The sequence below is a fragment of the Methylorubrum pseudosasae genome (assembly GCF_029504475.1).
In the GTDB taxonomy this organism is placed as follows: Bacteria; Pseudomonadota; Alphaproteobacteria; order Rhizobiales; family Beijerinckiaceae; genus Methylobacterium; species Methylobacterium extorquens.
Genome location: NZ_JAQGDU010000002.1, coordinates 1074291 through 1090695 on the forward strand (window position 1 = coordinate 1074291; position 16405 = coordinate 1090695).

At 68.7% G+C, this 16405-nt stretch carries 14 protein-coding genes and 3 pseudogenes; 5 read left to right on the forward strand and 12 right to left on the reverse strand.

Annotated elements, in window-relative coordinates; translation table 11 throughout:
- Positions 1-41 precede the first annotated feature (41 nt).
- From fdh3B to M2437_RS05940, 9 genes and pseudogenes are all read right to left on the reverse strand, one after another.
- On the reverse strand, positions 42-638 hold the full coding sequence (fdh3B, locus tag M2437_RS05900; protein WP_003605051.1) for a formate dehydrogenase FDH3 subunit beta: 597 nt from the start codon (positions 636-638) through the stop codon (positions 42-44).
- 17 nt (positions 639-655) lie between these two features.
- Positions 656-3598 (reverse strand): formate dehydrogenase subunit alpha, encoded by a 2943-nt coding sequence (locus M2437_RS05905; protein WP_012752061.1) that lies wholly within the window; start codon positions 3596-3598, stop codon positions 656-658.
- A gap of 7 nt (positions 3599-3605) precedes the next feature.
- Complete coding sequence (locus M2437_RS05910) at positions 3606-3851, reverse strand: formate dehydrogenase (RefSeq protein WP_003601742.1); 246 nt, start codon at positions 3849-3851, stop codon at positions 3606-3608.
- Positions 3852-3927: 76 nt separating this feature from the next.
- Positions 3928-4563, reverse strand: a complete 636-nt coding sequence (locus tag M2437_RS05915) for a TorD/DmsD family molecular chaperone (protein WP_012252185.1) — start codon at positions 4561-4563, stop codon at positions 3928-3930.
- Between the two features lie 87 nt (positions 4564-4650).
- Positions 4651-5362: pseudogene (locus M2437_RS05920) on the reverse strand (DUF3306 domain-containing protein).
- Positions 5359-5879: pseudogene (locus M2437_RS05925) on the reverse strand (DUF3305 domain-containing protein). The pseudogenes M2437_RS05920 and M2437_RS05925 overlap by 4 nt, the downstream one beginning before the upstream one ends.
- An 8-nt stretch (positions 5880-5887) precedes the next feature.
- Positions 5888-6898, reverse strand: a complete 1011-nt coding sequence (locus M2437_RS05930) for a DUF6352 family protein (protein WP_253386802.1) — start codon at positions 6896-6898, stop codon at positions 5888-5890.
- Positions 6895-7461, reverse strand: coding sequence for a DUF6505 family protein (locus tag M2437_RS05935; RefSeq protein ID WP_012605533.1), 567 nt, complete (start codon positions 7459-7461; stop codon positions 6895-6897). The genes M2437_RS05930 and M2437_RS05935 overlap by 4 nt, the downstream gene beginning before the upstream one ends.
- Positions 7458-8216: a biotin/lipoate--protein ligase family protein gene (locus M2437_RS05940; RefSeq protein WP_253386803.1), complete on the reverse strand. Its 759-nt coding sequence runs from the start codon at positions 8214-8216 to the stop codon at positions 7458-7460. The genes M2437_RS05935 and M2437_RS05940 overlap by 4 nt, the downstream gene beginning before the upstream one ends.
- A gap of 182 nt (positions 8217-8398) precedes the next feature.
- Here M2437_RS05940 and M2437_RS05945 point away from each other — a divergent pair, with 182 nt between their 5' ends.
- From M2437_RS05945 to M2437_RS05955, 3 genes and pseudogenes are all read left to right on the forward strand, one after another.
- The gene (locus M2437_RS05945; protein ID WP_253389589.1) at positions 8399-10396 is read left to right on the forward strand and encodes a 4Fe-4S binding protein; all 1998 of its coding nucleotides are present in this window, start codon (positions 8399-8401) and stop codon (positions 10394-10396) included.
- 320 nt (positions 10397-10716) lie between these two features.
- The gene (locus M2437_RS05950) at positions 10717-11643 is read left to right on the forward strand and encodes an ABC transporter ATP-binding protein (RefSeq protein WP_253386804.1); all 927 of its coding nucleotides are present in this window, start codon (positions 10717-10719) and stop codon (positions 11641-11643) included.
- Positions 11640-12420, forward strand: a pseudogene (locus M2437_RS05955) (ABC transporter permease). Before M2437_RS05950 ends, M2437_RS05955 begins: the two are co-directional and overlap by 4 nt.
- 24 nt (positions 12421-12444) lie before the next feature.
- On the opposite strand, the gene M2437_RS05960 reads toward M2437_RS05955, so the two are convergent.
- Positions 12445-12909 carry a hypothetical protein gene (locus M2437_RS05960; protein ID WP_253386805.1) on the reverse strand — a complete coding sequence of 155 codons (465 nt, stop codon included), beginning with the start codon at positions 12907-12909 and terminating at the stop codon, positions 12445-12447.
- A gap of 138 nt (positions 12910-13047) precedes the next feature.
- On the reverse strand, positions 13048-13824 hold the full coding sequence (locus tag M2437_RS05965; RefSeq protein ID WP_253386806.1) for an alpha/beta fold hydrolase: 777 nt from the start codon (positions 13822-13824) through the stop codon (positions 13048-13050).
- 139 nt (positions 13825-13963) lie between these two features.
- Here M2437_RS05965 and M2437_RS05970 point away from each other — a divergent pair, with 139 nt between their 5' ends.
- Positions 13964-14809 carry an FkbM family methyltransferase gene (locus M2437_RS05970; RefSeq protein WP_253389590.1) on the forward strand — a complete coding sequence of 282 codons (846 nt, stop codon included), beginning with the start codon at positions 13964-13966 and terminating at the stop codon, positions 14807-14809.
- Here the strand turns inward: M2437_RS05970 and sfsA are convergent.
- Positions 14766-15512: a DNA/RNA nuclease SfsA gene (sfsA, locus tag M2437_RS05975; RefSeq protein ID WP_253386807.1), complete on the reverse strand. Its 747-nt coding sequence runs from the start codon at positions 15510-15512 to the stop codon at positions 14766-14768. The two genes, M2437_RS05970 and sfsA, sit on opposite strands and share 44 nt — an antisense overlap.
- An 83-nt stretch (positions 15513-15595) precedes the next feature.
- Here sfsA and M2437_RS05980 point away from each other — a divergent pair, with 83 nt between their 5' ends.
- A complete protein-coding gene (locus M2437_RS05980) occupies positions 15596-16333 on the forward strand; it encodes a competence/damage-inducible protein A (protein WP_253386808.1) in 738 nt (245 codons plus the stop codon).
- Positions 16334-16405 lie beyond the last annotated feature (72 nt).

The following is a 16405-nucleotide window of genomic DNA, read 5'->3' on the forward strand; positions in this document are numbered from 1 at the left end:
GCTCGCGGGCGCGGGCCGCAAAGCCCGCGCTCGACACCGGATCAGATTGCGACGGTCTCGCGGTAGGCCGTCTTCCAGCCCCAGGCGCCCGAGCCGTAGCCGCGCTTGATCACCCGCTGCTTGTAGATCTCGGCGATCATCTCGCCGTCGCCCGCGAGCAGCGCCTTGGTCGAGCACATCTCGGCGCAGAGCGGCAGCTTGCCTTCCGCGAGGCGGTTCGAGCCGTACTTCTCGTACTCGGCGGTCGAGAAGTCGGGCTCGGGGCCGCCCGAGCAGTAGGTGCACTTGTCCATCTTGCCGCGCGAACCGAAGTTCCCAACCCGCGGATACTGCGGCGCGCCGAAGGGGCAGGCGTAGAAGCAGTAGCCGCAGCCGATGCAGATGTCCTTGGAGTGCAACACCACGGCATCGGCCGTGGTGTAGAAGCAGTTCACGGGGCACACCGCCGCGCAGGGCGCGTCGGTGCAGTGCATGCAGGCCATCGAGACCGAGCGCTCGCCGGGCTTGCCGTCGTTGAGGGTGACGACGCGGCGGCGATTGATGCCCCAGGGCACCTCGTGCTCGTTCTTGCAGGCCGTGACGCAGGCGTTGCACTCGATGCAGCGATCCGCGTCGCAGAGGAACTTCATCCGGGCCATGGTTCGGGGTGCTCCTCTTACGCCGCTGCGATCTGGCACAGGGTGCACTTCGTTTCCTGCATGCCCGTCACAGGATCGAAGCCGTAGGTCGTCACAGTGTTCACGCTCTCGCCGAGCACCACCGGGTCGGTGCCCTTCGGGTAGAAGTCGCGCATGTCCTTGCCCTGGTACCAACCGGAGAAGTGGAAGGGCATGAACGCCACGCCCTTGCCGACCCGGTCGGTCACCAGCGCCTTGACCTTGGTCTTGGCGCCGTTCTCAGGGCCGCTCACCCAGACCCACTGACCGTCCTTGATGCCGCGCGCAGCGGCATCGCCGGTGTTGATCTCGACGAACATGTCCTGCTGCAGCTCGGCGAGCCACGGGTTCGAACGGGTCTCCTCGCCGCCGCCCTCGTATTCCACGAGGCGACCGGAGGTGAGGATGATCGGGAAGTCCTTGGCGACGCCGCGATCGACCACCGACTTCTGCACCGAGAAGCCGATATTCGGCATGCGCAATTGCCGCTCGTCGGGGCGGGTCGGGTACTTCGCCACGAGTTCGGGACGGGGCGAGTAGACCGGCTCGCGGTGCACCGGCACCGGGTCGGGCAGGTTCCAGGCATTGGCCCGGGCCTTGCCGTTGCCGAAGGGCGAGACGCCGTGGTCGAGGCAGACGCGCTGGATACCGCCCGAGAGGTCGGTCGCCCAGCTCACGGTATCGGGCTTCTCACCGCCGATCTTGAGGATCGTGGCGAGTTCGTCCGGCGTCAGGTCCTTGTCCCAGCCGAGTTTCTTGAACACCCCGAAGGTGAATTCGGGGTAGCCGTCGGTAAGGTCCGAGCCCTTCGAGAAGGAGTTCTCGGCGAGCAGGGTCTGGCCGTTGCGCTCGGTGCCGAACCGTGCGCGGAAGCCGCCGCCGCCGTCCTTCACGTGGAGACTGGTGTTGTACAGGATGGCCGAGCCCGGATGGCGCAGCTCCGGCTTGCCCCAGCACGGCCAGGGCAGGCCGTAATAATCGCCGCCGACTTCCGGATCGTCCTTGGGCGCGCGCAGCGTCACAAGGTCGAACTTGTGCTGGTTGCGCATATGCGCCTTCAGCCGCTCCGGCGACTGGCCGCAATAGCCCGTGGACCAGCCGCCGCGGTTGATCTCCCGTAGGATGTCTTCCGCTTCGGGGGCGCCGTCGACGATCTTGATGTTCTTGCAGAGCTTGTCGGCAAAACCGAGCTTCTGCGCGAGGCGGTAGAGGACTTCGTAGTCGCTCTTCGACTCGAAGGCCGGCTTCACGATCTGCTCGCCCCACTGGATCGAGCGGTTCGAGGCCGTGCGCGAGCCGTCCATCTCCAGCGAGGTGCAGATCGGCAGGAGGTAGGTGTTGTCCTGCCGCGCATCGAGCGCCGCGAAGGTGGTCGGGTGCGGGTCGGCGACGACCAGCAGTTCGAGCTTGTTCATGCCGTCGATGGCTTCGGGCATGCGCGTCACGGTGTTGCCGCCGTGGCCGAACACCATGAACGCCTTGATCGGGCTGCGCTGGTCGATCTGCTCCGGCGGCAGGTTCACGGCATCGAACCACCGGGTCGAGGTGATGCCGGGCGCCTCCATGTTCTCCTTGCGGGTGCGCGCCTTGCGGCCGCCCTTCGCCGGAACCTCATCGAAGCGCGATTGCAGCCACTCGTACTCCACGTCCCAGACGCGGGCCCAATGGCGCCAGCCGCCCTCGACGAGGCCGTAATAGAGCGGCAGCGACGTCACATCGAGGCCGAGATCGGTCGCGCCCTGCACGTTGGTGTGGCCGCGGAAGATGTTGGCGCCCGTGCCCGGCTTGCCGACATTGCCGGTGGCGAGGCACAGGATGCATAGCGCGCGCACGTTGGCGGTGCCGACGGTGTGCTGGGTCGCGCCCATGCACCAGATCAGGGTCGCGGGCTTCTCCTTGGCGAACTTCTCCGCCACGCGCTTGAGCTGCTCGCCCGGCACGCCGGAGACGCGCTCGACCTCGTCGGGCGTCCACTTGGCGACTTCCTTGCGCACATCGTCCATCGCGTAGACGCGCTGGGCGATGAACTCCTTGTCCTCCCAGCCATTCTGGAAGATGTGCCAGAGGATGCCCCAGACCACCGGAATGTCGGTGCCGGAGCGGATGCGCACGTATTCGGTGGCGTGCGCCGCGGTGCGGGTGAAGCGCGGATCGATGACGATCATGTTCGCGCGGTTGATCTCCTTGCCCGACAGCACGTGCTGCATGGAGATCGGGTGCGCCTCGGCCGGGTTGCCGCCGAGGATGATCATCGTCTTGGCGTTGCGGATGTCGTTGTAGGAGTTCGTCTGCGCGCCGTAGCCCCAGGTGTTGGCCACGCCCGCCACCGTGGTCGAGTGGCAGATGCGCGCCTGATGGTCGATCGAGTTCGTGCCCCAGAGGGCCGCGAACTTGCGCATCAGGTAGGAGGCTTCGTTGGTAAACTTGGCCGAACCCAGCCAGTAGACCGAGTCGGCGCCGTTCTTCTCGCGGATTTGGACCAGCTTGTCGCCGATCTCCTCGTAGGCCTGATCCCACGAGATCCGCTTCCACTGCCCGCCTTCGAGCTTCATCGGGTACTTGAGGCGGCGGTCGGACGAGACGAGCTCGCGGATCGCCGCGCCCTTGGCGCAGTGCGTACCGCGGTTGATCGGGCTGGCATAGGACGGCTCCTGGCCGACCCAGACGCCGTTCACGACTTCGGCCGTCACCGTGCAGCCCACCGAGCAGTGGGTGCAGACGTTCTTCTTGATGACCGTGTCCGGCCCGACGGCGGAGGAGCCGGCGGCCTGCGCCTTGCGCACCGAGCCGAGCTGGATCGTGCCGGCCGCGGCGAGCGCGCCGGCGGTCAGCCCGGACTTGCGGAGGAAGGCGCGGCGGTCGAGCACGCCCGCGGCGAGGCCGGCGGCGACGGCCTGGTGCTTGGTGCGAGCAGCGTCGCCGCTCTTGCGCTTGATCAGCATGGCAGCCTCACTTCGGACCGGTGGAAGCCGGATCAGTGTTCTTCTTCAGCGTCTCGTAGCCGTTGGTCCGGTAGAACGCCTTCACGTGGTCGCTCTCCCGGTAACGGGCCTTGGTTTCGTCGTTGCCCGGATCGTAGGCCTGGGCCTCGGTCGCCCCCATCGGCGAGGCGACGGCGGCCGCGGCGGCCACCGTGCTGCCGCCGAGCGCCCGAAAGAACTGGCGACGACCGAGCGTCTTCGGATCCTGTCGCATCACCCTCGTCTCCTCCGGCGGCTGCCTGCTGTAGGGCAACGCGCCTCGATTTCATTTGTCACGACGGAGCAGCCCTTCAGCCTTCCATGGCGAAAGCTTCCGCCTCGATCTCGATAAAGGCGCGGCCGAGCCCCCCGACCGCGCGGTAGAACCGGCCCGCCTTCGCCTTTTCCAGGTCCGCAAAGAAACGGTCCGCCCAGGGTTCGATGTGCCGGGCGAAGAAGTGCGCCTGCATGCCGGGCTCCGCCTCGAACCGCCCCGCAGCGAGCCCAGCCATCACCTCCAGAAGGATCGCGAGATGATCCTCCGGCTCGCTCATCGACTCGTCCCGCTCGATCCCGAGCGCGGCGAAGTCCTCACGCACGCGGGCGAGCGGACGCTCGTTGAGGAAGCCGGTGAGGTAGTAGGAGGCGTACGGCAGAAGCTCGCCGCGACCGACGCCGATGAACAGCGCGAAGAACTCGCGCTCGACGGCCTCCGTATCGGTCTCGGCCGCCGCACGGCGCAGGGCCGCGACCTGCCGGCCCAGAACCCCGTCGCCCTCCTTCACGGCGGCGAGCGCCGCGAGCAGCGACGAACCCGGTGCCCGGCCGAGCAGCGCAGCCAAGAGATCGTATTGCTGCGCGCGCAGGAGGTCGATCTCGTCCGGAACGCCGACGACTCCAGACACCTCATCTCCCGGAAGTGCCATTACCGACGCGACCGAACTCATCGTTTCCCTCGGGCCCGCCTAGAGGACCGCTTGTTTGGATCAATAATAAAAAGCGTTTGGCTTTGCCGCAATCGAAATGCGCGTGAATTACGAGGGCATCGCCCCACCATGGCGCCGCAGGCGAGGCCGGGGGAGGGGGGATTGTACGACCTCAGGGGACTCGGCGGCGGCAACCGCGACCGGAGCGTGCAGGTCCGGCATCGGAAGCGGAACGCCGTCGGTTTCAGGGTCGGTCTCGGATGCCGGGGGCGCCGCATCGGCGATCTGCGCAGCTTCCTCCGATGACGCCGTCGGAGCGTCCTGCGGCTCGGTATCCGGTTCCTCCTCCGCCGCGAAGGGGACACCGTCGATGATCCGCTTCAGCATCGCCTTCACGTCGTCGGTCGGCAGGAGCGGGCCCATGCCCGGCACGCCGCCGGGCGTGTTCCAGTCATAGGCGTATTCCCGCGCCTCGCTGACGAAGTCGCGGATCGCCGGGTCGAGCGACCACATCCGCCGCAGGGCCGCATTGCGCAGGGCCGTGGGCACGCCGGACTGGAGGAAGGCGGTGAGATCGGTCTCCGGCGTCAGGGCGTCGAGGGAGGGGAGCCGCGCCAGAAGATCGTCAGTCCCGGCCTCCGGTTCGTCGCCGGTCAGGGCGACGGGCCTGCGGCGCAGGTGATCCGTCGCCGGTATGCGCCTCGGCGTCGAGGGCGGCCTTCGCCTCGACCTCATCCGAGACGGCGGGCGCAACGGTGCGCTCGGTGGCGCGCACGGCCTCTTTGCGGCGGGCCCATCGGGAGAGGAAGCTGCCGCTCATTCCGGCTTCCCCTGCGTGCCGGGGGCGCGGCGCGCCAGGGCCTCGGGATCGGCGCGGTCGCGCTTCCGCTTCTCGAACTTGCGCTCGATGTGGAAGGCTTCGAAGAAGGCGAGCAGCTTGGCCTGCACTTCGGGCGGCATCGGCACCGCCTCGACGATCTCGCCGATACCCTCGGCCATCGATTCGCCCTCGTAGGGATCGGCCGTCACGCTCGCCACCGTGTAGGTGTCCTCCGATGTGGCGTGGAGCGTGACCCAGAGCGAAGGGCGGCCGGAGACGAGGTTGTCGCGGTAATGCGCCGTCTCGCCGATGTGCAGCGTGACCTCGTGGGCGCCCGCGTAGAAGGTCGCGCCTCCTCCTCGGTCTCGGAGAGTTGGGTCCAGGGTGCGGTCTCCGGCGCTGCCGGAAGAGCCTCAACCGGTAGCCAGGCGTGGCTCGCCCACGGCCCTTTCAGGCGGCGGCGCGCCACGATGATGCCGACCTCGAAGCGGTCTTCCGGGATCTGTTCCGGCGTCATGTCCGACCTCACGCGGCGTCCCGGTCGGAGGCCAGCGGCAATCCGACGACGAGGTTCTGTGGCTTGAGCTGCACGGTCTTGTCCGGCGACATGGCGAGCAGGAGATAGACCGGCCGCTCGCCGACCCGCGGATCGACGCGGGCCGGATCGGCGAAGGTAAGGCTGAAGACCGCGATCACCCGCTCGCGGGCGGCGTCGTCCAGCGCCTCGCCGCGCCAGAGCGCGTTGCCAATCCGCGTGCCCTCCGCGTCGAGCCCGACGAACCAGCGCCAGTCGGGATCCTCGAGCCGGTCGAGGGGCTTCACCGTGACCTCGGCGTTGAGGAGGTGGCGCACGAAGGCCTCGATCGCCCGCGCCAGCCCCTCCCGGCTTCGGCCGCTGGTGCCGAGGTTCAGCGCCATGGTGAAGGCGTCCGATCGGCTCCAATAGGTCCAGGCGTTCTCCTCGTTGAGCACGTCGAGTTCGCTCGCCGCCTCCTTGCCGAGCATCGTGACCAGCGGCGAGAGCGGCGCGCCGCCCTCCCGCGCCTCGATCACCTCGGCATCGGCGAGCAGCACCGCACCCTCGTGCGGGCTGGCGCGCTGGGAGCGGAAGAACAACTCGGCGGCGCGCAGCACGAACGGGTCTTCGCAGCCGTCGAGCGCATTGCGGAGAATTAGATGCACGAGTTGGGTCAGGAACAGCCCTGGCACGCCCTGCAACCCGCCGCGCACGAGCGCGAGATAGGCCGCCTCGACCGAGCGGGCCGTGAGCAGCCGCTCGCGGAAGGCAAGCATCACCTCCCAGTTCTCCCGCGCATCCGCGTCCGCGATTTGTTGGAGTTCGCCGCTCGAGACCGGCCGGCGCGGATCGCTCAGAAGGCTGGCGTGCAGCGCGCGTTCGGCGGCGCAGGCCTCCTCCGGCGGCACCAGTTCGGGGCGCGCGAGATAGGCGAGGATCAGCTCGTCGGTGACGGCGAGGCCGCCCCCTTCCGTGCGCTGCGTCAGGTGATGGCCGCTCGATACCCAGAACTCGGTCATGCTCTCTCGGCCCCCGCGGAGGCGTCGCTCAAAAGTCCCACGAGGTCGGCCTGTTCGTCGGGCCCGTCCTCGTCGGTCTCGACGAAGTGGAAGGCGCGCCCGTGCATCGGGTCCGCGCCCGGTGCGCGCTGGTGCAGGGTGCGGAATTCCTCCGCGATTTCCCCGTCCTGCGCGCTTCGGTGCATGGCCACGACGCTGCCGACCGGCAAATTGCACAGCGAGGCCGCGACCTCGATCTCCTCGCGCGCGGCGGCGCGGGCTGCCTCGCGATCCGGCGCGCCGAAGCGCTCGTGGATGTGGCGGGCGAGATCCTCGATCGCCGCCTCGCGCTCGGCCTCGCTCGCCTCGCTGACGACGACGAGGGTCGAGAAGCCGAGCGAGCGCACGCCGACAAAACCGGAGCGGAACGCCGCCCGCTCCTTGCCGGCAAGCGCCGAGAGGTCGGCATCGAAAAACAGGAACGAGCCCGTCACCGCCCATTCGCCGGCCTCGGCGGCCCGCGCGAAGACGAAGGTATCGGAGGGATCGAGCCGCAGGGTCCGCGGCAGCTTGCCCGCACTCACAGCCGCACCGTGCCGGAGACCGGGTCGCGCCAGGAGGGGGCGGCCAGCGCCGGACGCAGCGGAAGCGTTTCGCTGCGGCCGTCGGCATGGACGAGCTGGGCATCGCCGCTCGGGTCGATCGTCGCCCGCACGCCCGGCGGCAGCGCGAGGCGGGTGAGATAGCGGCCCGTCGAGCGCGCGGCGCCGTCCTCGTCCCAGATCTCGAACGCCTTGGTGAGATGGCGGGCGAAGCTCTCGACCAGGGGTTCGCGCAGGTCGTTCGGGAACCCCTCTTCCTCCAGGGAGGTCGAGTCGGGCGTGAGGCCGGGATCGCCCGCATCCCGCTTCGAGGCGAGCAGCATCGCCGAGAAGACGAGCCAGTCCGGCGTTTCGGACTCATCGCAGTCCTCGGGCCAGTGCAGCGCGCCGCCGCCGAGACGGGCGCCGTTGAAGCTCAGCGTATCGGGCCAGTGGAACGTCACCGGGATTTCCGGCGGACCGAAGGCGCCGACCGCGTCGGCGAGCGCCTGCATCCCGATGAAGACGGCACGCCGCGCCGTGGCCAGCGGTTCGGTCGGCGCCAGCACCACCGCGAAGGCGATGACGTCGTCGCGCTCTTCCATGAGGAGGGTGGCGGCATCCGCCTCGCCGCTTTCGGCCATCCGGCAGGCCAGCCCGGCCGCGGAGCCCGCCGCGACAAGACCGGTGAAGGCCGGCGGCAGGACGAGCGGCGCGAGGCGCAAACCCGGCGATCCGATATCGAGGGGGAAGGTCATAGGCGGTCTCGGGCGGGGCACGGTCCCGGGAAGAGTACCTGCGCCCGCATGTCCGTTCGTCGTTTTAGAATGATACGATTATAAGGAAGGCAGGCTTCCGCGCGAAGGGCCTCGCGCTCCCAATCGTCTCAGGTTTAATCGTGTCCGATCGTCTCGTGTTCGCCTGTTCCTGCGAGAAGACGATGCCGCTCGATGTCGCGGCCCTGGAAAAGGGTTGCGGCACCCGCGTGCGCACCGCCGACCAGCTATGCGGTCGGGAACTCGACCGTTACCGCGAGGCTCTCGCGACAGGCTCGCCCGTCACGGTCTCCTGCACGCTCCAGGCGCCGCTCTTTGAAGAGATCGCCGCCGAGATGGAGGCGGAGGAGCGCGTCACCTTCGCCAAGATCCGCGAGACCGCCGGATGGTCGTCGCAGGCCGAACGGGCCGGTCCGAAGATGGCGGCGCTGCTGGCTGCGGCCGCGGAGGCGGTCCCCGTCGCCGGCACGGTGCCGCTGGAGAGCCGCGGCGTCGCCCTAATCTACGGGCGCGACGAGGCCGCCATCGAGGCCGGGCGGCGCTTGGCCGAACATCTCGACGTCACCGTGCTGCTCAGCCGGCCGGGCGAGGTCGCGCCGCTCCATCGCAACGAGTTCCCGGTGATCCGCGGCACGGTGCGCGGGGCGACGGGCCATCTCGGCGCGTTCGACCTGCGCATTGACGACTACGCCCTGCCGGCGCCGTCCTCGCGCACCCACCTCGTGTTCGGTTCGGGGCGCGACGGGGCGGTTTCGACCTGCGACCTGATCCTCGATCTGACCGGCGGCACTCCGCTCTTCCCCGCGCACGAACTCCGCAGCGGCTACCTGCGCGCCGACCCGCGCGACCCGGCGGCGGTCGAGCGCGCGGTGATGGCGGCGTCCCACCTCGTCGGCGAGTTCGACAAGACGCGCTTCATCGATTTCCGCGGCGAGCTCTGCGCCCATTCCCGCTCGCGCATCACCGGCTGCACCCGCTGCCTCGACGTCTGCCCGACCGGGGCCATCGCGCCGGCGGGCGATACGGTAGCGATCGACCCCTATGTCTGCGCCGGCTGCGGCAGTTGCGCCGCCGTCTGCCCCACGGGAGCGGCCAACTACGCCCTGCCGCCGGCCGACGCGTTGATGCGCCGCCTGCGCAGCCTGATGCGCGCCTACCGGGCAGCCGGCGGTGCGGACGCGGTGGTGCTGTTCCACGACGGCGACCATGGCGAGCCGCTGATCGACGCGCTCGGCCGCTACGGCGAGGGCCTTCCGGCCCACGTCCTGCCGGTGCGGGTCAACGAGGTGACGCAGTTCGGTCCCGAGGTTCTGGCCGCCCTGTTCGCCTATGGTGCGGCCGGGGCGCGGGTGCTCGTGCGTGAGCGCCCGAAGCACGACCTCGACAGTCTGCACCGCACCGTCGCGCTGGGCCGGACGCTCGCCGACGCCCTGGGCTACGGCACCGGCACGGAGGCGCCGACCGTCGCCCTGATCGAGACCGACGACCCCGATGCGCTCGGCGCGGCGCTCCGCTCGGACGTTCCCGGCCGGGCGACCACGGCGCCGGCCGGCTTCGTGCCCGTCGGCGGCAAGCGCGAGATGCTGCGCATCGCCTTCCGCGAGATGCATGCCGCGGCCCCGACGCCGGTGGCCGCCGTGCCGTTGGCGGCCGGGGCACCGTTCGGCGGGCTCCAGTTTCGCACGGAGGACTGTACGCTCTGTCTCTCCTGCGTCGGCGCCTGCCCGACCCACGCACTGTCGGACAGCACCGATCGGCCGCTTTTGGCGTTCGAGGAGAGCCTGTGCGTGCAGTGCGGCCTGTGTGCGGCCACCTGCCCGGAGGACGTGATCAGCCTGAAGCCGCAGATCGACTTCGAGGCTTGGGCCGAGCCCCGCCGGATCGTGAAGGAGGAGGAGCCGTTCTGCTGCATCACCTGCGCCAAGCCGTTCGGCACCCGCGCCACCATCGAGCGGGTGATCGGCAAGCTGCGCGAGCGGCACTGGATGTTCTCAGGGGAGGCCGGCGAGCAGCGCATCCGCTCACTGATGATGTGCGACGATTGCCGCGTCGAGGCGGCGCTGACCCAGGGTTTCGACCCGCACGCCGTGCCGCCGGCCAAGACGCGCACCACCGAGGACTACCTGCGCGAGCGGGAGGCCGCCGGCCGGCTGCCGGGCTAGAGCCGTCTCCGACCTGATTGCATCAGGCCAAATACGGCTCTCGTTTCTCGTTTTGACGCGCATTCTTTCGACGAACCGGGGCCACTTCGTCGGAATGCGCTTCAGTCACAAAAAACGACCCGCCATCGCGTCGAGGGCAGGTCGGATAGGGGGTCTTTTGTCGCAGGAGAACAATTCGTCAAACCCTGGAGTGCTGGCTGGTTCCGCGGTTCGCGCGCTGAGGACGGGGAAACGGCGGGAAATGTAACCGGCGATCGCGGGGTTCGCGGCCCCGATCGCCGTGCTATAGCGCGCCGCCCATTCGTCAGCCCCGAGCCCCGATGCCCCCGATCGTTTCGATCGCGAACCTGTCGAAGGTCTACGCTTCGGGGTTGCACGCCCTGCGCGACGTCAACCTCGACATCGCCAAAGGCGAGATTTTCGCGCTGCTGGGGCCCAACGGCGCCGGTAAATCCACCCTCATCAACATCGTCTGCGGCATCGTCACGCCGAGCACGGGCGAGATCCGTGTCGGCGGCCACGACATCCTCAGCGAATACCGCGCCGCGCGCCGGATGATCGGGCTGGTGCCGCAGGAACTCACCACCGACGCCTTCGAGAAGGTGTGGGACACGGTGAGCTTCAGCCGCGGCCTGTTCGGTCTCCCGAAGAATCCCGCCCATATCGAGCGGGTGCTCAAGGACCTCTCCCTCTACGACAAGCGCGAGAGCCGCATCATGCAGCTCTCCGGCGGCATGAAGCGCCGGGTCCTCATCGCCAAGGCGCTCGCGCACGAGCCGCAGGTGCTGTTCCTCGACGAGCCGACGGCGGGTGTCGACGTGGAGCTGCGCCAGGACATGTGGCGCCTCGTGCGCCGCCTGCGCGAGCAGGGCGTCACGGTGATCCTCACCACCCACTACATCGAGGAGGCCGAGGAGATGGCCGACCGGGTGGGCGTGATCCGCAAGGGGGAGATCATCCTCGTCGAGGACAAGGTCGAGCTGATGCGCAAGCTCGGCAAGAAGCAGCTCATCCTGCACCTGCGCGCGCCGCTCACGACCCTGCCCGAGAACCTCGCCCGCCACGACCTCCACCTCGGCGAGGACGGGCGCAGCCTCGTCTACACCTACGACACGCGGCGCGAGCGCACCGGCATCACCGGCCTGCTCCGCGAGCTGGCGGATGCCGGCATCGCCTTCACCGATCTCGATACAAGCCAGAGTTCGCTCGAAGACATCTTCGTCGATCTCGTCCGCGAGCGCGCATGATGGGCGTATCCATGCTGAACGTCCCGGCGGTCCTCGCCATCTACCGTTTCGAGATGGCCCGGTTCTGGGCGCACCGCCTTGCAGAGCATCGTCGCGCCGGTGATCTCCACCTCGCTCTATTTCGTGGTGTTCGGCGCCGCCATCGGCTCGCGGATGCAGACGGTCGATGGGGTTCCCTACGGCGCCTTCATCGTTCCGGGGCTCATCATGCTCTCGCTGCTGACGCAGAGCGTCTCGAATGCGGCCTTCGGCATCTATTTCCCGCGCTTTGCCGGCACGATCTACGAACTGCTCTCGGCGCCGATCTCGCCGTTCGAGGTGGTGCTCGGCTATGTCGGCGCGGCGGCGACGAAGTCGATCATCATCGGCCTCATCATCCTCGGCACGGCCTCGCTGTTCGTACCGCTGCACATCGAGCACCCGTTCTGGATGGTGTTTTTCCTGCTGCTCACGGCGCTGACCTTCAGCCTGTTCGGCTTCGTGATCGGCCTGTGGGCGGACGGGTTCGAGAAGCTGCAACTGGTGCCGCTCCTCATCGTCACGCCGCTGACATTCCTCGGCGGCAGCTTCTACTCCATCGACATGCTGCCCCCGTTCTGGCGCGCGGTGACCCTGTTCAATCCGGTCGTCTACCTCGTCAGCGGCTTCCGCTGGGCCTTCTTCGGCAAGGGCGACGTGGCGGTCGGGGTCAGCATCGCCGCGACGCTGGCGTTCCTCGCCCTCTGCCTCGGGCTCGTGACCTACATCTTCCGCACGGGGTACCGGCTGAAGAGCTGAATTCGGACAGGGGTGGCGATCCGTTCAGAGCGGGCGCACGGCGTCGAGCGTCAGCGTCCGTGCCGCCGCCCCGCATCCGAGAACGCGGAGCGAAACGCTCTTGCCCACGTTCAGCAGGGTTTCGAGGGAGTGCTTGACCGCGCCGTTGGTGGCGGCGTCGAGATTGCGATAGCCGTCCTCGACGTTGATGAAGCTCCGCTGGCCGGTTTTCTCCTCGACGATGACCGACTCGAGATAGAGCCCGTCTCGGCCGAACGCCCGCTTCACGACCCGGCCCACCAGCGTGGCCGGAAGGCAGCCTTCATCGGTCGAGAGGTTGCTCAAGCCGACGACCTTGCCGGCGGCATAGGTGAGTTTCGGCCGCGCGAGCGCCGCGCCGCCGAACACCAGCAGGAGGATGGCCAGGACGATCAGGGCGTTGGCGAGCGCATCCGCCACCACCGAGCGGAGAACGCCGTCCGCGGCTGTCTGCGAAGTCCGACCCGGCATGACCCATTCCCGAAGAATGGCCGCAGCTTAGGGGCGGATCGGGCTCCGGGCGCAGTCCGTCAAACGATCTACCACCAATAGGCCGTTCGGACTGGCTTGGGAGCCGGCGGGATAGGCTCTGCCCCGTGAGGCGCGCTGCTACGGACGCTGCTCCAGGAATTCCAGTACGCCCTTGCGGTGCAGCCGGTCGCCGACCGCCGTCGAGTGGTCGCGGTTCGGCAGATCGAGGGCGCGGGCGTTCGGCAGCAGCTTCGCCAGTTCCGGGCCCGAGCCTGCCACCGTGTCGAGCGTGCCGACCGAGACCAGGGTCGGGGTCTCGATCGCCGCGAGTTCGGCCCGCGACAGGGTCTGGCGCGAGGCGCGGATGCAGGCGGCCAGCGCCTTAAGATCGCTCTTGGTCTGCTCGGCGAAGGTGCGGAAGGAGGCGGCCGTCGGGTTCGGCGCGGGCGCGCCGGCGGGCGCTTCCAGCGCCTCGGCAATGCCCTGCGGCAGGCCGCGCCCGTCCACGAGGTTGAAGCCGAGGCCGCCGATCAGCAGCGAGCGGACCTCCGCCGGATAGTCGAGCGCCATATGCGCGGCGATGCGTGCGCCCATGGAATAGCCCATCACGTCCGCCCGCTCGATGCCGAGATGGCGCAGCAGCCGCACCGCGTCGCCGGCCATCTGGTCGGAGGTGTAGGATGCGGGATCGTAGAGCTTCTCGCTCTGCCCATGGCCGCGGTTGTCGTGGGCGATGACCCGGTAGCCGGCCTCGGTCAGGGTGCGGACCCAGAGCGTATTGACCCAGTTCACCGCGTGGTTCGAGGCGAAGCCGTGGATCAGGAGGATCGGATCGCCGCTGCCGCCGGAGGCACCTTCCTTGGGCGGTACGTCGATATAGGCGATCTGCACGCCGTCGGAGTCGAAGCTCTGCATCCCGATGTCTTCGGGTGCGGCGGCGCCGTTGTCAAAGGCGGCGATGGTGCTTCGTGCGACAACGGACGGCGTTTGGCGCGTCGCGCTCGATGGCGCCCGACTTGCCGCGGCTGCGCCGGGCTGGCATCACCCCGGCACGATGACGGACACCTCGCCCTACGGCACCTACGCCCCCAGCGGCCTCGTTGCGCGGATCGCGGAGCGCACGCAGAAGCTCCCCGAGCATTCCTGGCGTGCGCGGCGGATGGCGATGTTCCTGCGCCGCCTCGCCATCTCGATGATGCGCGGCCGGCCGCTCGACGTCGAGCGCTACGGCGCGCGGATGCGGCTGCATCCCTACAACAACAACTGCGAGAAGAAGGTGCTCTTCACCCCGCAGTTCTTCGATCCGCAGGAGCGGGCCTTCCTCAAGGAGCGCCTGCGCGACGATGCGGTGTTCCTCGATATCGGCGCCAATATCGGCGCCTACGCCCTGTTCGTGGCGGGCTTCACCGGCCGGCGCGCGCGCATCCTCGCGGTGGAGCCGCAGCCCGACGTGTTCGACCGGCTGACCTTCAATATCGGCCAGAACCCGTTCGGCACGGTGAAGGCCATCGCCTGCGCGGTGGCCGACAAGTCCGGCGAACTGACCCTGTTCATCGATCCGCGCAACCGCGGCGAATCGAGCGTGAAGATCGTCGGCACCCACAAGAACGCGACGGTGCGCGTGCCGGCGGTGACGCTGGTGGAGCTGTGCCGTTCTGAAGGGATCGAGCGCATCGACGCGATCAAGCTCGATGTCGAGGGCGCCGAGGATCTGATCCTCGAGCCGTTCCTGCGCGATGCGCCGGCCTCCCTGCTCCCGTCGGTGCTCGTCATCGAGAACGGCGCCGACCAGTGGCAAATCGACCTGCCGAACCTGCTGAACAAGTACGGCTACCGCCAAATCGCCCGCACGCGGCTCAACCTGATGTTCGAGCGGGTTGAACCGTCGCACCCGGCGTGAGGATCGGGACGGGCGTGTCGATGGCGACGCCCTCCGGCCCGACCGCGCAGGTATAGGCGTAGGCCTCAACGCCCACTTCCAGCGCCATGCGAAGCGCGCGATCGAAGACCGGGTCGATGTCGCGCGCGACGTCGAAGGCGCCTGCCCGCATCTGGATCACCACGATCAGCATCGCCCGTCCGCCCGCGGTGACGACGCCGGCCAACTCCTCCATGTGGCGGGCCGAGCGGGCGGCCTTGCAATCGGGAAATTCCGCGAGGCCAGCGTGGCGCATGAGGTGGCAGTTCTTCACCTCAACATGGCAGGGCGGCCGGCCGCCGCCGCTCGCCAGGAAATCGACCCGGCTCGCCTTGCCGTAGGCGACCTCCGGCCGGAGCGTCTCGTAGCCGATCAGCGGCGCGAGCTTATTCTCGCGAAACGCCTCGGCGACGAGGGCATTGGGCCGGGCCGTGTTGATGCCGACCCATTGCGGGCCGCCGGGCAGCTCCGCCTCCACTAGCTCCCACGAGTACCCGAGCTTTCGCGATGGGTTGGTCGAGGGCGAGAGCAGTACGCGAAACCCGTCCGTGTTGAGCCCCAGCATCGCGCCGGGGTTGGCGCAATGTGCCGTCACCATCGTCCCGTCGGCCAGCGTCACATCGGCGAGGAAGCGCTTGTAGCGCCGCACGAGGCGCCCTTCGATCAGGGGAGTGGGGAAACGCATCGCGGACCGGGGCGGAACGAGGGGCTTTCGCTTTCGCGCATCCGCGCCCTAGCTTCCACCCCGATCATCGCCCCCGAGGCCGCATGCCCCAGAGTTCAGACGTCACCGCCGCCATCCTCGTCATCGGCGACGAGATCCTTTCGGGCCGCACTAAGGACAAGAACATCGGCACCATCGCCGAGGTGCTGACCGAGATCGGCGTGGACCTGCGCGAGGTGCGCATCGTGCCGGATGTGAAAGACGAGATCGTCGCCGCGGTGAACGCGCTGCGGGCGCGCTACACCTACGTCTTCACCTCCGGCGGCATCGGCCCGACCCACGACGACATCACCGCCGACAGCGTGGCGGAGGCCTTCGGCGTCGGCATCGACGTCGATCCGCGGGCTCGCGCCATGCTGTTGGAGCGGCACCGGCTGGAGGATCTCAACGCGGCGCGCCTGCGCATGGCCCGCATTCCCGACGGGGCCGACCTGATCGCCAACCCCGTGTCGAAGGCTCCGGGCTTCCGGCTCGGCAACGTCTTCGTCATGGCCGGCGTGCCGCAGATCATGGCGGCGATGCTCGACGAGATTCGCCCGACGCTGACGGGCAACGCGCCGGTGATGTCCGAGACGATCGAGGCGGGTGCGATCCCCGAGGGCAACTTCGCCGGCGGCCTCTCCGGCATCGCCGCCGCACATGGCGATGTCTCGATCGGCTCCTATCCGTCGATGACGCCGGAGGGGTTTCGCAATCGCATCGTCGTGCGCGGCCGGGACGCGAACGCGGTGGCGGCGGCGCGGGCGGCCGTGGAGGCCTTGCTGGCCGGGCTTCGGCCTTAGGCATTCCACTTCCAGCTCCGTGCCGGATCTGATGAAATAAATCTCTGCGCGCTGGGAGCGTGCAAGCGCTGC

What these genes read in the sequence shown, in the direction of transcription:
- fdh3B (WP_003605051.1), bottom strand. Translation starts at nt 638, where the DNA reads ATGGCCCGGATGAAGTTCCTCTGCGACGCGGATCGCTGCATCGAGTGC.
- M2437_RS05905 (WP_012752061.1), bottom strand. Translation starts at nt 3,598, where the DNA reads ATGCTGATCAAGCGCAAGAGCGGCGACGCTGCTCGCACCAAGCACCAG.
- M2437_RS05910 (WP_003601742.1), bottom strand. Translation starts at nt 3,851, where the DNA reads ATGCGACAGGATCCGAAGACGCTCGGTCGTCGCCAGTTCTTTCGGGCG.
- M2437_RS05915 (WP_012252185.1), bottom strand. Translation starts at nt 4,563, where the DNA reads ATGAGTTCGGTCGCGTCGGTAATGGCACTTCCGGGAGATGAGGTGTCT.
- M2437_RS05930 (WP_253386802.1), bottom strand. Translation starts at nt 6,898, where the DNA reads ATGACCGAGTTCTGGGTATCGAGCGGCCATCACCTGACGCAGCGCACG.
- M2437_RS05940 (WP_253386803.1), bottom strand. Translation starts at nt 8,216, where the DNA reads ATGACCTTCCCCCTCGATATCGGATCGCCGGGTTTGCGCCTCGCGCCG.
- M2437_RS05945 (WP_253389589.1), top strand. Translation starts at nt 8,399, where the DNA reads ATGCCGCTCGATGTCGCGGCCCTGGAAAAGGGTTGCGGCACCCGCGTG.
- M2437_RS05950 (WP_253386804.1), top strand. Translation starts at nt 10,717, where the DNA reads ATGCCCCCGATCGTTTCGATCGCGAACCTGTCGAAGGTCTACGCTTCG.
- M2437_RS05960 (WP_253386805.1), bottom strand. Translation starts at nt 12,909, where the DNA reads ATGCCGGGTCGGACTTCGCAGACAGCCGCGGACGGCGTTCTCCGCTCG.
- M2437_RS05965 (WP_253386806.1), bottom strand. Translation starts at nt 13,824, where the DNA reads ATGCAGAGCTTCGACTCCGACGGCGTGCAGATCGCCTATATCGACGTA.
- M2437_RS05970 (WP_253389590.1), top strand. Translation starts at nt 13,964, where the DNA reads ATGACGGACACCTCGCCCTACGGCACCTACGCCCCCAGCGGCCTCGTT.
- sfsA (WP_253386807.1), bottom strand. Translation starts at nt 15,512, where the DNA reads ATGCGTTTCCCCACTCCCCTGATCGAAGGGCGCCTCGTGCGGCGCTAC.
- M2437_RS05980 (WP_253386808.1), top strand. Translation starts at nt 15,596, where the DNA reads ATGCCCCAGAGTTCAGACGTCACCGCCGCCATCCTCGTCATCGGCGAC.